Here is a 16,180-nt window from a genome sequence, read left to right as displayed (position 1 = left end):
TATTTTTATAATCTTTATAAGACTTCTTTAATTTTCTCAATTGCCCACTCTAAATCGTTCTTCTCAATGACAAGTGGAGGGGCGAAACGAATTACATTTTCATGCGTTTCTTTACATAGCAAGCCTTTTTCTTTTAGTGCTTCACAATATTTTCGAGCAGGCTCGGTTAATTCAACCCCGATAAATAAACCTTTTCCACGAACTTCTTTAATCTTATCACTATCAATGGATCTTAACTCGTTTAACATGTAGTCGCCTAATTCCTTAGAACGCTCAGCTAATTTTTCATCTTCTAATACTTCAAGAGCTGCAACAGAAACGGCACATGCTAACGGGTTACCACCGAACGTTGAACCGTGAGATCCTGGATTGAAGACGCCTAATATATCTTCATTAGCTACTACACAAGAAATAGGGAAGACTCCGCCTCCGAGTGCCTTTCCTAGAATTAATACATCTGGATCAACATTTTCCCAATCACAAGCGAACATCTTACCTGTACGTGCTAGGCCTGCCTGTATCTCATCGGCAATATATAATACATTATTTTCTTTACATACATCATAAGCCTCTTTTAAGAATCCTTCAGGTGGCATGACAATGCCTGCCTCACCTTGAATAGGTTCAAATAAGAAAGCTGCAGTGTTTTCAGTAATGGCTTCTTTAAGTGCATCAACATCACCGTAAGGAATGACTTTAATTCCTGGTAGCAATGGACCAAACCCTCGTTGGTTGTCTGCTTCAGATGAAAGAGAAACTGCTGTCATTGTACGGCCGTGGAAATTCCCTTCACATGCAATGATTTCAGCTTTGCCATCTTCAATACCCTTAACATCATAAGCCCAACGACGAGCTGCTTTAATAGCTGTTTCAACAGCTTCAGCCCCTGTATTCATCGGAAGAGCCATTTCTTTATTTGTTAACTTACATATCTTTTCATACCAAGGACCTAATTGGTCGTTGTGAAATGCCCTGGATGTTAGCGTTACCCGATCTGCTTGGTCTTTAAGAGCTTGAATAATTCTAGGGTGACGGTGACCTTGGTTAACAGCTGAATATGCACTTAACATATCTAAATAGCGGTTACCTTCTGGGTCCTCAACCCATATTCCTTCAGCTTTTGAAACGACAATTGGTAATGGCTTATAATTTCTAGCACCATAGTGATCAGTTTGTTCAATAATAGATTGACTAGTTTTAGTTGTCATGAAATCCCTCCATAAATATGTAATCGCTAACATTCATTATAACCTTTTGTATGTTTTGTTTCAAAGTTGTCAACAATTTATTCGCACAAGCTTGTTTAAAATGGTAGTATATGAAGTAAAGGAGGAATGAATGATGGGTGATGTTTTGTTTTATAATACTCATTTACATATTACCACTTGGGTAATAGGCATTATTCTATTTTTTGTCGTATTAAATTTTGTGAAAAATCTAACGAAAAAGCAGCTAAAATAACTCAAATGGTATTACGTCTTTTTTACATTTTCATTCTCGTTACAGGTGCATTATTGTGGTTTAACAACTATATGGGAACAGGTGGAGGAACATTCACCGAATCGGTTGTTAAGTCAGTAGCTGGTATTTGGTTAATTGGAGCTATGGAAATGGTCATTGGTTTTACTAAAAAGGCAAGTCAACCTTTGCTGGCTGGCTACAGTTCGCACTGGCGATCATTTTAGTATTAGCGCTCGGTTTTGGGCGTTTACCACTTGGAATTTTACCATAAGGATTGAAAAGTCCCCATTAGTGGGGCTTTTTATTTGTATATTAATAAGTTTAAATGAGAACATGGAACACTACAGAAACTAATTGGCTGTGAACCATGTTTTCTCAGATTTAGGAAGAGAGTGAGTCAAATATGAAGTTAAAGATATCTCTTTTAATGCTATTATTGGTTGGACTTTTGCCTGTGATTAGTCAAGCTGAAGAAGGGCACTCTGTTTATTATTATCTTATGATTGATCGTTTTGAAAGTGGTGAAAAAATGGTGAGCTTGTAGACGTTGATAATCCTTCAGCCTTCCATGGTGGTGATTTTCAGGGAATTCTTAACCGTGTCGATCACTTAAATACATTAGGAGTTACAGATGTCATATTGTCACCGATATTTAGCACTCAGGATTATACAGGTTTAGAAGTGGAATCGTACGATCAGATTCAAAAAACGTTTGGAACAAAGGAAAACCTTAAGAAATTAATTGAAACTTTGAATGAAAAAGGAATGAGCGTCACGCTTCATTTTCCAATTGATCAAGATGTAAATGATGATAAGTTACTCGAGCATATGCAAACTTGGTCTGAAGAATTAAAAATAGAAGGGTATTACATTTCAAATCCTGAGGCTAAAACAAATGATTTCTGGAAAAAGTCAGGTGACGAACTTGAAGGCACTTTAATTGCTGAATCAGATAAAAATGCTGATCAGTATTTAGAAAACGGATTCGACCTTGTCCACGATCGTTCAACGCAGGACGAACTAACTACTTATTTCAAACAGCCTGGTAAGTCCATACAAGATTTGTTAGATGCTTCAAACATTCGAAACGAACAAATTATTCAATCAATGGATTTTTATGATACAGATCGATTTACCCATCAATTTGCGGAAACGGGGAGCCATCCAATAACTTATTGGAAGTTAGCGCTAACATATTTATTAACAATTCCTAATGACACTTTGGTATTTCAAGGTTCTGAAATTCCTCTTGATGGTGTGAAAGACGATTTAAGTCATCATCAGCTTATGAATTTCTTGGCAGGTGAAGATCAACTAATAAGACATATGGAAAAAATATCGAATGCTTATGATGATCTTCCATCATTATCAAAAGGGAAAATAAGTATCTTACACGCAGACGATAGTTACTTAGTATTTAAAAGGACTTTCCAAAATGACTCTACAATTGTGGCAATCAATACGAGTCAAACACAGCAAAAAGTTGATATTGAATTAGAAGAAGGTTTAGAACTAAGAGGTTTATTAAAGGATGACTTAGCGCGTCAAAATGATAATGGGACATATACTGTTGCAGTGGATCGAGAGTCTTCCAATATATTTAACGTTAGAGAAGATTCTGGTTTATATTGGCCATTGATCTTTATATTTGCAGGTGTAATGGCTATATTTATTATCTTTGCAATACTGATGTACCGAAAAAATAAAGCTTAACAAGACTAAAAAGCTGTATAAAAGGGTATCCCTTTTATACAGCTCTATTTTTCACTTCATTAAGGAAGAAAAGAGCAATCGTCCCTGGGCCAGCATGAGCACCGATGGCAGCTCCAATCTGGTGAACGATAACTTTTTTAGGATTTAATTCATCTTCAATGAGTTCTTTCAGTTTTTGGGCATTTTCATCATCATCACCATGAGTAATGGCAACAGTTTGCTGATCAAACTCTTGACCTCGATCTTTCATCAGGTCAACCATACGGCGTAAAACCTTTTTAGAACCTCGAATTTTCTCTAAAGGAACGAGTTTTCCTTCTTCAACATGTAAAAGGGGTTTGATTTTTAATAAACTACCAACAAAGGCTTGAGTTCGACTGACTCGGCCGCCGCGGTATAAATATTCTAGATCATCAACAGTAAAGATATGTTCAATGTTATTTACATAATGGTTAGCATGATCTAGTATATCTTGTACGTCAGCTCCTTGCTTTGCAAGTTCTGCTGCTTCATATGCGATAAGTCCACAACCCATAGAAGCGGCTTTAGTATCAATCACGTATATGTCTGCATCTGGATGCTCTTCTAAGACTTCTTCTTTGGCAATGACAGCACTTTGGTATGTACCAGATAATTCAGAAGAGAAAGCTAGATAAATAATCGTTTTTTCTTCTTTTACATGTTTACTAAAAACTTTTTGGAAGGAGTCAGGTGTTGCTTGAGCTGTTTTGGACTTTTGCCGTCCCGCATAGCTTGATAAACCGTTTTCGACTCAATCGTTTCACCATCTAAATAATCTTCATCATCCAAGTGAACGATGAGAGGAACCGATTCTATATGATATTGTTCTTGGATGTCTTTAGGTAAATCTGAGGCTGAGTCAATTACAATTTGAACATTCATGGATTTCCTCCTAAAATAATGTATTATAGTTGTTATATGTTTATAGTTGTAATAATTTTAACGCTTTTCTTTATATTAGTTTAAATGTGAATGAACAAAACGTCAATGAGATTTAATTAATGGGGGTTAACATGTTTATATTTGAATTAAAAAGATTTGTCATTGTCATCATTGGAGCAATTTTTAACGCGATTTCATTAAACTTATTTTTAATTGAAGCCAATGTTTATGCAAGTGGTTTTACAGGTGTGGCTCAGATGACATCAAGTATATTTCAGGATTTTCTTAATATCGATATTAGTACAGGTATTTTATTATTCCTATTAAATATACCAGTAGCTATTTTAGGCTGGTTAAAAGTAGGAAAAGGGTTTACTGTTTATAGCGCAATTTCTGTAGCTGTAACGACGTTTTCTTAGAGACGATTCCATTAATGAATTTGGCGGAAGATATTCTATTAAACGCAGTTTTTGGAGGAATCCTAGCAGGTTTTGGTGTCGGTATAACATTGAAATGGGGTGCTTCAACTGGCGGAATGGATATCGTCGCAATGGTGTTATCTCGTATTAAAGATCGTCCCATCGGTATTTATTTCTTAATTCTAAATAGTATCATTATCTTTTTAGCAGGCTGGTTATATGAACCAGAGAAAGCATTGTATACACTAGTCACTCTATATGTGACGACACGTGTGATTGATGCTATTCATACAAGACATGAAAAGCTGACAGCTATGATAATTACAGGCAGAGGAAATCAATTAACGAAAGCCATACACTCTAAAATGGTTCGAGGCATTACAAGTGTACCTGCGAAAGGGGCTTTCACTAATGAACCTCGTGAGATGTTGATGATGGTTATTACGAGATATGAATTATATGATTTACAGCAGATTGTTAAAGAGGTTGACCCGAATGCATTTACAAATATCGTTCAAACTACAGGAATCTTTGGCTTCTTTAGAAAAGATGACGAAAAATTGTAACTTTCTGAAAATGGATACGACTAAGTCATAAATGATGTTCTTAGGGAGGCGCAAAGATGAAAAGGTTACTACCTTTTGTATTATTAATGGTGCTAATGGCTTGTGGGACAACTCAAGGTAATCCAGAATCAGGAGGAGAACCAAATGAGGAGGAAGAGCAGATGAATGATGGATCAAATTCAAATGACTCAGAAATGGTACATGATGAGTTAGAATTCACATCAGAAGTTGAGCCAAAGTCCAATGAGGTACTCTTTAAAATGGAATTAACAAACCATACAGAGAATACTGTTAAATTATCCTTTAGCTCAGGACAAAAATATGAAATTGTGGTGTCTGACCCTGAATCAGGAGAACAGGTATATAAATTTTCAGAAGGATGATGTTCACTCAAGCCATTGAAGAAAAAGAACTTGAACCTGGCGAATCTTTAACTTGGGAACAAACGTGGGATTATAAACAAAATGGTAAGCGAGTGGAAGCGAAAGAGTATCAGGTAACTATAGAATTACTACCAATGACTATTGATAATGAGAAGCCTAAAGCAGGACTGTTTACTCAAGAGCAAACAATTACGGTTCCAAGCAATAATGGTGAGCAGGCTCAAAAAGATGAAAATTTTCATTTTCGTAAAGTTCAAGTTGAAGGAGAAGGTGGGCAGTATCAAGTAAAAGGTGAAGCCAGAGTATTCAATGGCTCTTTTCGTTACAATGTAGAGGATGGTCATAACATCTTAATAAAAGAAGAGACTGTAAATACGAACGGCGAACCAGGGTGGGGCCATTTAGTTTCGATGTAAGTGTAAAAGAAGAGGATTTGCCTAAATCAGGTGTGCTAACTTTGATTTTGTATGTAGATGGGCCGAAAACTGGTGAGCCAAAAGGGCAACACTTTGTGACTTTAGAAAATTTCAATCCATGAAAAAGAAGCATTCCCAATCAGCCTTAAAGTGGCTGGTCAGGAATGCTCTTTTTTTGATTTAGTAACCGTAACCCTCAAATACACTTTCTACTTTTGGGATGAGTTGATCCCATTCGGCATCAAATGTTTTGTTTACGGTTATGAAATTATGGTATCCAAAAACGTTATCAACACCTTCTAATTTCATTAAATCATTTAAAATGTCATGTTCACTAGTTTCACCTTGCATAACTGAGATGCTGTCGTCACCTTCAAAAATTACTTTATCAACGGTGAATTTCATTGCATTTGGGTTAGGAGTCGCTTCTGCAATGACGCTCATTCAAAATCCCTCCCTAGTATATTCTCTACTAATATTAGCACGAATTTTCTCTTTAAAAAAGAAAAGTGTTGAAATCAGTCAATTATTGTATTTGTTTAATATGTTTATGTTCAGAAAATGCATTTAGTAGTTGCTTAGCTATGGGCCCAGGTTTACCATCATTAACTTGATCTTCATCAATTTGAACGACAGGAATCACTTCTGAAGTCGTGGAAGAAATAAATACCTCATCTGCCTGTTTAAGTTCTTTGACTGAAAATACTTCCTCTTTAATCGTAAGGTCTAGCTGTTTAGCTAAAAAGAAAATATAAAGCCTTGTAATACCGTTCAGAATATAGTTATTAGCTGGATGAGTTTTAATAACACCATCCTTTATAATAAAAACATTTGTCGAACTACCTTCGGTGACATGTTCCTCATCTCTATAAAGAATTGCTTCTTTAGCGCCAGCGTCAAGTGCACTTTGCTTAGCCATCACATTTCCAAGCAAATTTAGACTTTTAATGTCACATCTAAGCCAGCGAAAATCATTTTGTAAAATAACTTTTATGCCATGTTCTTGTGATTCGGCTGGTTTTGATACAGGAATTGGGTAAGCAATTAAAGTAGGTTCTGTATTTTTCGGAAATGGATGAGATCTCGGTGAAGCTCCGCGTGATATTTGTAAGTAAATACCTCCATCTTGAAATGCATTCTTCTCAACTATTTTTGTAATTGATCCGCTAATTTATGTTTGTGAATATCATAATTTATTTTCGCTTCATTTAAGCTGTAAATTAAGCGTTTTTAGGTGGTCTTCCAGTAAGAAAAATTCTCCGTCATAAATTCGAATTACCTCATAAACTCCGTCACCAAATTGATTAGCGCGGTCCTCAATATCAATTAAACACTCATTTCGGTTCACAAAATCATTATTTAATAAAACAAACAATTCAGTCACCCTCTCAATAGCTGTTATTACAAATAGTATACTTAATTAAAGAATATGTAAATAAAAAAGAGTTGCTCTAAAAAGAGACAACTCTCATTAATTATACTAAACGTTTTTCTAATTTTAGTTGAGACAAAATCAATCAGTGACACAACTATGATAATTCCTAATAGAATTAAACCTAATTGCTCCCAGTTACGGTTAGCTGCTGCAATGACGATTAATGTACCAATACCACCTGCACCAACTAAACCTAAAATAGTGGATGCACGTATGTCTATTTCGAAGCGGTAAAGGGCAAACGATAAAAATTCTGGTAACACTTGAGGGAAGATGGCGTAAAACAAGATTTGCATTTTATTAGCGCCATTTGCTTCCATTGCCTCTACAACTTTCATATCAATACTCTCAATAATCTCAGCGTATAGTTTACCTAACATACCAAAAGCTGTTAAGCCAATTGTTAGAACACCTGCGAATGGTCCTGGACCTACGGTAATCACAAATAAGATAGCTAAAATTAGCTCAGGGAATGTACGATCTAAAATTAAAATCCATTTACCTAATGTGTTCCAAATTGGTGATTTAACCATATTTTTGGCAGCCCAGAAACCAAATGGTACTGCTAAAATTGCTGCAATTAATGTACCTGCATAAGCGATAAATACTGTTTCAACTAAATATTCCCAAACTTTTTCAGTTTCAGCCCAATCTGGGTTAAAGAGTTTTGGAATAACACGATTGAACTTTTCGCCTAGGTTGTCAAATACAGACCAATCTGCACGTTCATAAATCCCTTTAAAGGCCCATACATAAATGATACCTAATATGATGAAAATTAACCAATTTCGTAATCTTTTCTTCTTCTGGTGTGGTTTTGGTGGTAGTATTTGACTCATTATACAACTCTCCTTCTCAGCATGTTACTAATTGTTTCAATGATGATCACAGCAACAAGTAAAACAATTAGTATGGCCATGACGTTTTGATACTTTAAGAAGTTTAATTGTGTATCGATAATCGTTCCAATACCACCAGCACCAACGAAACCTAATACTAATGAAGCTCTTACGTTTAGTTCAAATACATATAAACCATAAGAAATAAACTGAGGTAACACTTGTGGTACCACTCCATACCAAATAACCTGAATCTTATTAGCACCAGTTGAACTAATAGCATCTAACTGTTTTGAATCAATTGTCTCAATAGACTCACTTAATAATTTTGCTAGTAATCCTAATGAGAAAATTGTTAATGCTAAAATACCTGGAATAATACCAATACCAAATAAACTAACGAAAATGGTCGCAAGTAAAATATCTGGAATAGTACGTAAAATGTTAAGAATTGTACGAGTTGCTTGATAGACAAATTTATTTGTCGTAACAGTATTCGCAGCTAAAAGACTTGCTGGAATACAAATTAAAATAGAAAAAGTCGTTGCGACGACAGCGACTTGAATTGTTTCAATTAACGGATCAATAGCCAATGGTATATAATCCCAATTTGGAGGGAACATGGATACTAGTTTATTAAAAATGGTTGGGAAATCTAGTAACAATAATAGAAAATCTGATCCGGTTTTACTTAAACTATAGAAGTAGAATAATATAATTAAGATAAAGATGGCAGAAATTTGCATCTTAAGTTTTCGAGGGTAGAGTGAGTAAACATTTGAGTTTTGCTTATTATTCTTCTCCGTCATCAGAGTCACTTCCTCTTAAATCATCTTCGCGAATCGGACGATTATAGATTTCTTCAATGTTTTCTCTGAAACTTCACTCACTGGACCATCAAAAACGACCTCTCCATCTCGCATACCAATAATTCGATCAGCATATTCCATAGCCATATCAATAAAGTGTAGATTAACGATCGTTGTAATATTATCTTCTTTATTAATACGTTTTAAGTACTGCATAACCTGATGAGAAGTAGGCGGGTCAAGGCTTGCTACAGGTTCGTCAGCTAAAATAAGTTTAGGGTCTTGTGTTAAAACACGAGCGATACTAACACGTTGCTGCTGCCCACCACTTAGTTGGTCGGCACGCTGGTATATGTATTTTTCGATATTGACACGTTTTAAATTTTCATATGCTTTTAGTTTATCTTCTTTAGGATATAAGTTGAAAATACTTCTAAATGTACCTGTATGACCTAAACGACCACTTATTGTGTTCTTAAAAACGCTAGAACGGTTAACTAGATTATAGTTTTGAAAGATCATACCGACTTTTGTCCGTAATCTTCTAAGGTCTTTACCTTTTAAATTTAGAATGTTTTCATCTTCAACATAAAGTTCACCATCTGTTGGTGTAACCATTCTATTAATACTTCTAATAAAAGTAGATTTACCTGCTCCTGACAAACCTACAATTACAACGAATTCACCTTCGTTAATCGTCACATTAACATTTTTAACCCAGGTGTTCCGTTTGGATATACTAATGAAAGATCTTTAAAAGTAATCATCGAGGACTTCCTTTCTTTACTTAAAAAATAGGGAGAGTGGTTATTCTCCCCCTATTAAAATTTAATCTAAAATATGAAATTTATTTATTCTTCGTCAAGTACACTTTCATCAAGTTCTAATTTCTCGTAAGTTTCTTTTACAACATCGAAGTCTGATTTGTCAGCTTCAATAATTGCATCCCAGTTATATACTTCATTCATGATTTTAATCATTTCTTCATTTTCGTTGAAGCTTAGGAATGCTTCTTTAATTTCTTTAGTTAATTCATCATCTAAGAAGCTAGGAACAGTAATTGTGTCGTTCGGGATAGGCTTAGTTTCTCCGATCTTCTTAAGATCATCTTTTATGTTAGGGTAATCTTCTTCCATTGTGTCACGAACATCATCAAATGTTGTTGCGATATCTGCTTGTCCTTCTAATACAGCAACTGCAGAAGCATCGTGGCCACCTGTGCTTGTTGTTGCACCGAAGAATTCTTCTTGTAATTGAGTCGTTGATTCAATATCGAACATTTCCATCATTTGAGCCGCTGGGAATAAGTAACCTGAAGTTGATGACGCATCACCGTAAGCCCAAGTCATTTCACCAGCATGTTCCTCTAAATCTTCTAAACTATTAACAGGTGAATCTGCACGCACAAGATACTGAGCAACATAAGTTGCGCTACCATGACGCTCAGACTTTAGAATAGGTTCAACATCATACTGACTATCAGCTAATACGAAACCGAAAGCAGGGATGAAACCGATATGTACGGTTCCAGAACCTAATGCTTCAACAAGAGCACTATAACTTGTCATTGTCTCAGCTTCTACTTCTTTGTCTAAAATATTTCCAAGTTCTTCTGCAAGTGGATCAGCAGTTTCCGCAATTTTGTCAGAGTCTTGTGATGGAACAAATCCCATTACAAGCTTGTCTGGATTCGGTTCTTTGCCACTACTAGAACCACAAGCTGCTAAAAATAGTAATGAAGCAGCAAAATAAGTGTTAAAACCTTTTTCACTTTAACTCCCCCTTAGTATTGATTAAAACAATTTAATTATAAATGAATGTAGTCCATTAGTACAACATAATTTTCGAAAAAATACATACTTTTACACTGTTTTTTACAAAAAAAGCGACACAGGGTCGACCTGTGTCGCAAAATGTTATTTTAGTTTATTGTTAATTTTTGTTCGAATTGTTTTAATTCTTGCTGCTCTTTTTGATCTGGTGCTCCTTGTTCATAAGCTGATTGAATGCTTTTGTTGAACACTTTGAATGGATTCTTCTGATTTTGGAGATTTTGACGGCCATTTTTGGCTTTATTTGTCAAATTTTGCATAGTTTGTTTTGCCTGTTTCATAAAGTTATTTTCCATTTAGAATCCTCCTCGAGTGTGTCGGTCGGCTTCTGCTTTTTACGTGCTTTATCTGTAAATCTTTCCTGTTTGATTGAAGCTGTTTTATTTTTTCTTTTTCGTTTGTAGATCGGTTGCGATTTCAATTAAAATCCTCCCATCTCTAACTAAAAGAAAAACCTGAACACAGCTTTAACTGTGTTCAGGTATATTTTGTGCAATATGAAGGAAAATATAAATAGTTAATCTTGGGTTATAATTGGTGTAGTAATATTTAAATATTCTTCAATGAATTGAGCTACGCCATCTTCATGATTAGTTAAGGTTATTTCTTTAGCTATATTTTTAAGCTCATAAATGCCGTTATTCATAGCTACACCGACGCCAGCATAATCAATCATTTCTAAATCATTATCTTCATCGCCGAATGCGATAATTCGATTTTGAGGAATACCATATTCTTCAGCTACCTTTTTAACGCCAATAGCTTTATGAAGGCCTGAACGAATAATTTCAATGACATGAAAAGGTGCTCCCCATTTACGGTGATCAATTACTGATGCGTGCTGATCATCTAAAATTTGTCTAATCGGCTTAACACTATCTTCATTTGGGTGTACTAATAATGAAGACGGGTCTCCGTCAAGCGTTTCTCGCAAATGCCCAATTTTAGCTGGTTTTTCTAATCCTTCTAAGAAAAATTGATTAAAAATATGTTCAGATTCTTGATTAATAAATACTTGGTCCATAATTTCAGCCATAATATTTTGTACGCCATATTGAGTAGATGTATCCACAATATCTAGTGCAACATTTTTAGGTAAAGGCGAATGCATATGATCCCAATTTTTATTTAGCGGATGGTGAACATATGCCCCGTTCATATTGACAATAGGTGTATCTAAACCTAATTGTTGATAAAATTGTTTACTCACACGATAAGGTCTACCAGTTGCAATCATGACAACATGACCTTGCTCTTTAGCTGTTTTTAATGTTTGAATGGTTCTTGCAGAAATAATTTTATCGTCATTTAATAGTGTGCCATCTAAGTCCAATGCTATTAGATGTTTTTCCATCATGTCACCCCATATTCTCCCCTGTAAATATCTAATTAAAATATTTTATCACATTTCCTGCGTAATGTGAATGTTTGTAACGATTGAAAGGCACTCTAGTATCATTTATTATTATAGTAATAAAGTGATTTGAGAGGAGACCATACATGATTGTCATCGATCAATATGATGTTAGAGATATACCTGTACTTGAAGTTGTAGATCATGAAAAGATTAACCAATCACTCCCAGTTATGATTTATTTTCACGGTTTTACTAGTTCTAAAGAACAAGATTTGCCTCAAGCATATTTGATGGCTGAAAGAGGTTACCGAGTGTTACTTCCTGACAGTATGCACCACGGAGATAGACAAAAGAGTCAGATCCAAATAAAATTCAAAGTGATTTCTGGAAAATTGTGATTAAAAATTTAGAAGACTTAAATGAATTATATTTATATATTAAACAACATGAATTAGCAAAGGATGACCGAATTGGTATCGCCGGAACGAGTATGGGCGGAATTACAGTATCTGCTGCTTTAACTCGCTATCCTTGGATTAAGGCTGCGGGAATCATGATGGGGTCTGCAAGAATTAGTGATATGGCAAGTTACTTATTGGAGTCTATTAGAAAACAAGGGGTTGATTTGCCACTTACCCAACAAGAGATTAATCAGCAGCTAACTTCTTTAGAACCTATTGATTTATCGCGCCAATTGGATAAATTGGCAGATCGACCAATTTTTATATGGCATGGTGAGCACGACCAGGTTGTACCATACCAACATTCTATGTCGTTTGTTGAACAACTCAAAACTAGTGGTTATCCTAAAGATCGTTTTCAGTTTATATCAGAACCAAATCGTGATCATAAAGTGAGCAGGGAAGCAAAATACGCATTAACAGAATTTTTTGTCAAACATCTGTAAGTTTAAAAACTATTAAACTAGAAAATTTCTCACACAATCTAGTAGTGATTTTCATATGTTTTAGTAATGGTACAGATTGTTATACGATAAAATATGTAATAAAAGAGGTGAGGGGGAAGATTTTTGGACTTAAAAGAATTTCGAAACTGTATGGGTCGGTTTGCAACAGGTGTAACGGTTGTTACGTGTAATGAAGGGGATGACTGCCATGGCTTAACAGCTAATTCCTTTACATCTGTCTCTCTAGAACCACCATTAGTATTAGTATCAATAGATCGAAATACAAAAGCTTATCATAAATTAAAAGATAATCGGTTTATCGTTAATATATTAGCGGCTAATCAAGAAGACATAGCACTTCATTTTGCAGGGAAACCTTATGAGACGTTACCGTTTAACTGGGAAAAACGGACTATGGTCATCGTATTAAACATTCACTAGCATATATAGAATGTGAGCCTTGGGCTGAATACGATGGAGGAGATCATGTCTTATTCCTAGGGAAAGTAATCAATTTTAATTATGAAAATGGAGAACCTTTAGGGTATTATGGCGGTAAGTTCTCAAAAATTGTACAGGATTAAAATATAAGGCTGGGGAAAATGGTATTGATTTTTCCTCAGCCCTTTTTATATTATTCAGTATCTGTCGGACGTTCTAGATAAATGTTTTCACTTAATCCTGCATAATTTGGCCCTGCTAATCGAGCAATTGGATTCAGTTGTTCCGCGAGAACCCTGCCATCATCGTAGATTGATTCATCTATGTGATATCGAACCACTTTCCCAATGAAAAGGTCATTATAACATTTACCTTCTTCCTCTAAAGGAACGTGCTGGAAGAGTTTACATTCTAATCTGATTTTTGCTTCTTTTACACCTGGCACTTTTTATGTCTGAGCTTTCAATAGGGCTGAACCCAACTCTGTCAATCTCACTTATATTTTCTTCATAAGGTGCAGATGTTTGGTTCATTTTTTAAGTAAGTCCATATCCAAAATATGAACAACGAATTCTTTATTTTGTAGAATATTCTTTCCTGTATGTTTGGCTATCTCACCTCGAATTCGACCAACTGATAATACAATTAAAGGCGGAGTCCCGGCAACCATGTTAAAAAAGCTAAATGGTGCGGCATTTAAAGTTCCGTGTTCATTCATTGATGTTACAAATGCGATAGGTCTGGGGATTACACTTCCACTTAATAACTTATAATTATCTTTCTTACTAAGCTCTTTTGGATTTATCGATTTCATTTAATCACCTCATCAAAATGTGTCTTATGAAATTCATCATATTACTAGAATCTATTAATAAACATAGTATCAGAAGATGAAATTGCTGACTAATCTAAGTTTTGAGGAGGGTGAAATGGTGAGTTCAATTGAGAGTGAAGAGCGCGTTCAAGAAGTCCTACAATTATTTCAGAAACATGATAAAATTTTGATAGAAGCCCAGCCAAGCAATGCTGAGTTTAATGGATTTATTCGGTGGGCAGATCAGATTGGACATGACAGAGAAATCTCTACTTTTATAAATGCCTTTGTTTCTCCAGTTTTAATAGACCATCAGATTACCGGGGATGCTCAAACACCATCTACATTTTTGGATGTTCATTATGTGGAGGGAGCCCCTATACTTGCTAAGCCATATAAGTTACCTATGAGAGTAAAAGAAATAGGTGAGAAGTTCAAATTTTCTGGCTATGTAAGAGATCTAATGGTAATCCTTTAAAACGTGCATTAATAGACATGTGGCACGTGGATGCAGATGGACATTATTCTTCCCATGAATCTGCCGCGCCTCCATATAATCTTAGAGGTCGATTTTATACGGATGAGAATGGCTTTTTTGAAGTTGAGACCATTGTCCCGTCACCATATACCATTTCTGAAAACGGACCTTTAGCAGAATTACTTCACGCAGTGGGACAGAACACCACTATACCGGCTCACCTCAATATCATCCTGAAACGAAAAGGTTATGAAACATTAATTACTCAAGTGTTTTTTTGAAAGAAAAAATCGATTGTATGAAGGGATCCCGTCATCACTCATCACACAAATCAGTGATAAAAATGGTATTAAAGAGGCTTCGTTTAATTTTGTTATGAAAGACATAAAAATTTAGTCATAGTTCATGTTGTACTTTCTTAAACAATCATATTTACAGGAGTATACTTCATAGAATTAAAGTATAGCTCTAAATGGTTAATTTTTTAAAGTCTATACAATTAAAATACGGTTGGTGAATGGACAATGCTAAAAAATGTGGCGTAAAAAAGCACTTACAGGTGGGAAACAGTTATTTATTCATGAGACCCCTGGGGAAAAAGGTACGGTAATCGGTGTTCACGGACTCACAGGTCACCATATGCAGTTAGGTCATTTTCAAAAAGCTCTAGAGAAACAATATCGCATGATTACCTATGATCTAAATGGTCGTGGAAAGAGTTCAAACGCTGATAATAATTCAAATATTGATCAACATGTTCAAGAGCTTATTGAATTAATCAAAGTATTAAAAATAGACCGTCCAATACTAATGGGTTATTCAATTGGGGCCAATATATGCCTTAAAGCTGCAACACTTATAGATGTGGAAGCACTTATTTTAATAGATGGAGCAGGCGAAGTGGATCAAGGGCAAAAGGAATTAATTTTGCCATCTTTAATACGTTTAGAACAATCGTATTTATCTAGGCTCGATTATATTAATCTAATCAGAAACACTTATGAAAAACATGGTGTTAGATGGTCTGAGCACATGAATCGAATTGTTAATTACGAAATTGAGAAGTCAAACGATTATTGGGTACATAAATCAAATCATAACATCATAAAAAAAAAAAGATTTTCTTAGCTTATTTCAATTTGATTTGGAACATCTAGCAGAACAAGTAGATTGTCCAGTTATGTTAATACAAGCGAATGGAACCTTAGGCAAAAGACCCTTTTACTATGAATCACAGTATAAAAAACTTGAGAAAAGACTATTACAAATTGAAGTCGTTAAAACTAAAGAAAATCATTTAACCATCGTGTTTAATAAACATGCTGAATTAGAGTGGAAACTACTAGATTTTTTAAATCGAAACACATTAAGTTATGTCGCTCCATCAGTTCGCCATGAAAAGTAGCC

General features: G+C 35.1%; 19 protein-coding genes and 8 pseudogenes. 15 read left to right on the top strand and 12 right to left on the bottom strand.

The annotated features are described in order from the left end of the window. Positions 1 to 14 precede the first annotated feature (14 nt). Positions 15 to 1,208 (bottom strand): ornithine--oxo-acid transaminase, encoded by a 1,194-nt coding sequence (locus tag JCM13188_RS15630; protein ID WP_054754854.1) that lies wholly within the window; start codon positions 1,206 to 1,208, stop codon positions 15 to 17. Between the two features lie 258 nt (positions 1,209 to 1,466). Between JCM13188_RS15630 and JCM13188_RS15625 the strand changes: the two genes are divergently transcribed. The 4 genes and pseudogenes from JCM13188_RS15625 (at position 1,467) to JCM13188_RS15620 (ending at position 3,174) form a co-directional block, all read left to right on the top strand. Beyond that, positions 1,467 to 1,685, top strand: a complete 219-nt coding sequence (locus JCM13188_RS15625) for a DUF1516 family protein (RefSeq protein WP_054754853.1) — start codon at positions 1,467 to 1,469, stop codon at positions 1,683 to 1,685. A 179-nt stretch (positions 1,686 to 1,864) separates the two neighbouring features. Beyond that, positions 1,865 to 2,005 (top strand): hypothetical protein, encoded by a 141-nt coding sequence (locus tag JCM13188_RS19740; RefSeq protein WP_279401976.1) that lies wholly within the window; start codon positions 1,865 to 1,867, stop codon positions 2,003 to 2,005. A gap of 41 nt (positions 2,006 to 2,046) precedes the next feature. Continuing rightward, positions 2,047 to 2,244 (top strand): annotated as a pseudogene (locus JCM13188_RS21870) (alpha-amylase family glycosyl hydrolase); the annotation flags it as partial. After that, positions 2,227 to 3,174, top strand: a complete 948-nt coding sequence (locus JCM13188_RS15620; RefSeq protein ID WP_439646654.1) for an alpha-amylase family protein — start codon at positions 2,227 to 2,229, stop codon at positions 3,172 to 3,174. The pseudogene JCM13188_RS21870 and the gene JCM13188_RS15620, both read left to right, overlap by 18 nt. 34 nt (positions 3,175 to 3,208) lie before the next feature. Here the strand turns inward: JCM13188_RS15620 and JCM13188_RS15615 are convergent. Beyond that, positions 3,209 to 4,077 (bottom strand): annotated as a pseudogene (locus JCM13188_RS15615) (DegV family protein). A gap of 131 nt (positions 4,078 to 4,208) precedes the next feature. On the opposite strand from JCM13188_RS15615, the pseudogene JCM13188_RS15610 reads away from it, so the two are divergent. From JCM13188_RS15610 to JCM13188_RS19735, 3 genes and pseudogenes are all read left to right on the top strand, one after another. After that, positions 4,209 to 5,062 (top strand): annotated as a pseudogene (locus JCM13188_RS15610) (YitT family protein). A gap of 56 nt (positions 5,063 to 5,118) precedes the next feature. Further along, a pseudogene (locus tag JCM13188_RS21865) lies at positions 5,119 to 5,861 on the top strand (BsuPI-related putative proteinase inhibitor). Then, positions 5,837 to 5,983: a hypothetical protein gene (locus tag JCM13188_RS19735; RefSeq protein ID WP_279401975.1), complete on the top strand. Its 147-nt coding sequence runs from the start codon at positions 5,837 to 5,839 to the stop codon at positions 5,981 to 5,983. Before JCM13188_RS21865 ends, JCM13188_RS19735 begins: the two are co-directional and overlap by 25 nt. A gap of 58 nt (positions 5,984 to 6,041) precedes the next feature. Here JCM13188_RS19735 and JCM13188_RS15595 read toward each other — a convergent pair whose 3' ends face one another. The 9 genes and pseudogenes from JCM13188_RS15595 to JCM13188_RS15560 all read right to left on the bottom strand — a co-directional run bounded on the left by JCM13188_RS15595 (position 6,042) and on the right by JCM13188_RS15560 (position 12,130). Further along, positions 6,042 to 6,305, bottom strand: coding sequence for a NifU N-terminal domain-containing protein (locus JCM13188_RS15595; RefSeq protein ID WP_054754849.1), 264 nt, complete (start codon positions 6,303 to 6,305; stop codon positions 6,042 to 6,044). Between the two features lie 82 nt (positions 6,306 to 6,387). Beyond that, positions 6,388 to 7,236 (bottom strand): annotated as a pseudogene (gene dat / locus JCM13188_RS15590) (D-amino-acid transaminase). 41 nt (positions 7,237 to 7,277) lie between these two features. Next, complete coding sequence (gene phnE, locus JCM13188_RS15585; protein WP_279401973.1) at positions 7,278 to 8,135, bottom strand: phosphonate ABC transporter, permease protein PhnE; 858 nt, start codon at positions 8,133 to 8,135, stop codon at positions 7,278 to 7,280. Further along, positions 8,135 to 8,944: a phosphonate ABC transporter, permease protein PhnE gene (gene phnE, locus JCM13188_RS15580; protein WP_054754847.1), complete on the bottom strand. Its 810-nt coding sequence runs from the start codon at positions 8,942 to 8,944 to the stop codon at positions 8,135 to 8,137. Before phnE (JCM13188_RS15580) ends, phnE (JCM13188_RS15585) begins: the two co-directional genes overlap by 1 nt. Further along, positions 8,928 to 9,711: pseudogene (phnC, locus tag JCM13188_RS15575) on the bottom strand (phosphonate ABC transporter ATP-binding protein). The gene phnE (JCM13188_RS15580) and the pseudogene phnC overlap by 17 nt, the downstream one beginning before the upstream one ends. 84 nt (positions 9,712 to 9,795) lie before the next feature. Beyond that, a pseudogene (locus JCM13188_RS15570) lies at positions 9,796 to 10,626 on the bottom strand (phosphate/phosphite/phosphonate ABC transporter substrate-binding protein); the annotation flags it as partial. 239 nt (positions 10,627 to 10,865) lie between these two features. Further along, positions 10,866 to 11,072: a hypothetical protein gene (locus JCM13188_RS15565; RefSeq protein WP_054754846.1), complete on the bottom strand. Its 207-nt coding sequence runs from the start codon at positions 11,070 to 11,072 to the stop codon at positions 10,866 to 10,868. After that, entirely contained in the window at positions 11,054 to 11,197 is a 144-nt protein-coding gene (locus JCM13188_RS19725) for a hypothetical protein (protein WP_279401972.1), read from the bottom strand. The genes JCM13188_RS15565 and JCM13188_RS19725 overlap by 19 nt, the downstream gene beginning before the upstream one ends. 96 nt (positions 11,198 to 11,293) lie before the next feature. Continuing rightward, positions 11,294 to 12,130 carry a Cof-type HAD-IIB family hydrolase gene (locus JCM13188_RS15560; protein WP_054754845.1) on the bottom strand — a complete coding sequence of 279 codons (837 nt, stop codon included), beginning with the start codon at positions 12,128 to 12,130 and terminating at the stop codon, positions 11,294 to 11,296. Positions 12,131 to 12,276: 146 nt separating this feature from the next. Between JCM13188_RS15560 and JCM13188_RS15555 the strand changes: the two genes are divergently transcribed. From JCM13188_RS15555 to JCM13188_RS19720, 4 genes are all read left to right on the top strand, one after another. Continuing rightward, complete coding sequence (locus JCM13188_RS15555) at positions 12,277 to 12,531, top strand: alpha/beta hydrolase family protein (RefSeq protein ID WP_054754844.1); 255 nt, start codon at positions 12,277 to 12,279, stop codon at positions 12,529 to 12,531. Beyond that, on the top strand, positions 12,528 to 13,040 hold the full coding sequence (locus JCM13188_RS15550) for a prolyl oligopeptidase family serine peptidase (RefSeq protein ID WP_054754843.1): 513 nt from the start codon (positions 12,528 to 12,530) through the stop codon (positions 13,038 to 13,040). The genes JCM13188_RS15555 and JCM13188_RS15550 overlap by 4 nt, the downstream gene beginning before the upstream one ends. 123 nt (positions 13,041 to 13,163) lie before the next feature. Beyond that, positions 13,164 to 13,481, top strand: a complete 318-nt coding sequence (locus tag JCM13188_RS15545) for a flavin reductase family protein (RefSeq protein WP_279401970.1) — start codon at positions 13,164 to 13,166, stop codon at positions 13,479 to 13,481. Further along, a complete protein-coding gene (locus tag JCM13188_RS19720; RefSeq protein ID WP_369405096.1) occupies positions 13,439 to 13,624 on the top strand; it encodes a flavin reductase family protein in 186 nt (61 codons plus the stop codon). The genes JCM13188_RS15545 and JCM13188_RS19720 overlap by 43 nt, the downstream gene beginning before the upstream one ends. Positions 13,625 to 13,674: 50 nt before the next feature. Here the strand turns inward: JCM13188_RS19720 and JCM13188_RS15540 are convergent. Beyond that, positions 13,675 to 14,295 (bottom strand): annotated as a pseudogene (locus JCM13188_RS15540) (flavin reductase family protein). Between the two features lie 118 nt (positions 14,296 to 14,413). Between JCM13188_RS15540 and JCM13188_RS15535 the strand changes: the two are divergent. The 4 genes from JCM13188_RS15535 (at position 14,414) to JCM13188_RS15520 (ending at position 16,178) form a co-directional block, all read left to right on the top strand. Then, positions 14,414 to 14,773: a peptidase associated/transthyretin-like domain-containing protein gene (locus JCM13188_RS15535; protein ID WP_279401969.1), complete on the top strand. Its 360-nt coding sequence runs from the start codon at positions 14,414 to 14,416 to the stop codon at positions 14,771 to 14,773. A 17-nt stretch (positions 14,774 to 14,790) separates the two neighbouring features. Then, positions 14,791 to 15,054, top strand: a complete 264-nt coding sequence (locus JCM13188_RS15530) for a dioxygenase family protein (RefSeq protein WP_054754841.1) — start codon at positions 14,791 to 14,793, stop codon at positions 15,052 to 15,054. Between the two features lie 253 nt (positions 15,055 to 15,307). Beyond that, positions 15,308 to 15,901, top strand: a complete 594-nt coding sequence (locus JCM13188_RS15525) for an alpha/beta fold hydrolase (protein WP_054754840.1) — start codon at positions 15,308 to 15,310, stop codon at positions 15,899 to 15,901. A 52-nt stretch (positions 15,902 to 15,953) separates the two neighbouring features. Then, positions 15,954 to 16,178, top strand: a complete 225-nt coding sequence (locus tag JCM13188_RS15520; RefSeq protein WP_279401968.1) for a hypothetical protein — start codon at positions 15,954 to 15,956, stop codon at positions 16,176 to 16,178. Positions 16,179 to 16,180: the final 2 nt, after the last annotated feature.

The sequence above is a fragment of the Piscibacillus salipiscarius JCM 13188 genome (assembly GCF_001311865.1).
Lineage (GTDB): Bacteria > Bacillota > Bacilli > Bacillales > Alkalibacillaceae > Piscibacillus > Piscibacillus salipiscarius.
Note: the sequence above shows the minus strand (reverse complement) of the source record. Positions and strands in the feature narration are given on the sequence as shown.

Coding starts and splice junctions, on each gene's coding strand:
- JCM13188_RS15520 (WP_279401968.1), top strand. CDS start 15,954: ATGTTAATACAAGCGAATGGAACCTTAGGCAAAAGACCCTTTTACTAT.
- JCM13188_RS15630 (WP_054754854.1), bottom strand. CDS start 1,208: ATGACAACTAAAACTAGTCAATCTATTATTGAACAAACTGATCACTAT.
- JCM13188_RS15625 (WP_054754853.1), top strand. CDS start 1,467: ATGGTATTACGTCTTTTTTACATTTTCATTCTCGTTACAGGTGCATTA.
- JCM13188_RS19740 (WP_279401976.1), top strand. CDS start 1,865: ATGAAGTTAAAGATATCTCTTTTAATGCTATTATTGGTTGGACTTTTG.
- phnE (WP_054754847.1), bottom strand. CDS start 8,944: ATGACGGAGAAGAATAATAAGCAAAACTCAAATGTTTACTCACTCTAC.
- JCM13188_RS15595 (WP_054754849.1), bottom strand. CDS start 6,305: ATGAGCGTCATTGCAGAAGCGACTCCTAACCCAAATGCAATGAAATTC.
- JCM13188_RS15525 (WP_054754840.1), top strand. CDS start 15,308: ATGTGGCGTAAAAAAGCACTTACAGGTGGGAAACAGTTATTTATTCAT.
- JCM13188_RS15530 (WP_054754841.1), top strand. CDS start 14,791: ATGTGGCACGTGGATGCAGATGGACATTATTCTTCCCATGAATCTGCC.
- JCM13188_RS15620 (WP_439646654.1), top strand. CDS start 2,227: ATGAGCGTCACGCTTCATTTTCCAATTGATCAAGATGTAAATGATGAT.
- phnE (WP_279401973.1), bottom strand. CDS start 8,135: ATGAGTCAAATACTACCACCAAAACCACACCAGAAGAAGAAAAGATTA.
- JCM13188_RS15555 (WP_054754844.1), top strand. CDS start 12,277: ATGATTGTCATCGATCAATATGATGTTAGAGATATACCTGTACTTGAA.
- JCM13188_RS15565 (WP_054754846.1), bottom strand. CDS start 11,072: ATGGAAAATAACTTTATGAAACAGGCAAAACAAACTATGCAAAATTTG.
- JCM13188_RS15560 (WP_054754845.1), bottom strand. CDS start 12,130: ATGGAAAAACATCTAATAGCATTGGACTTAGATGGCACACTATTAAAT.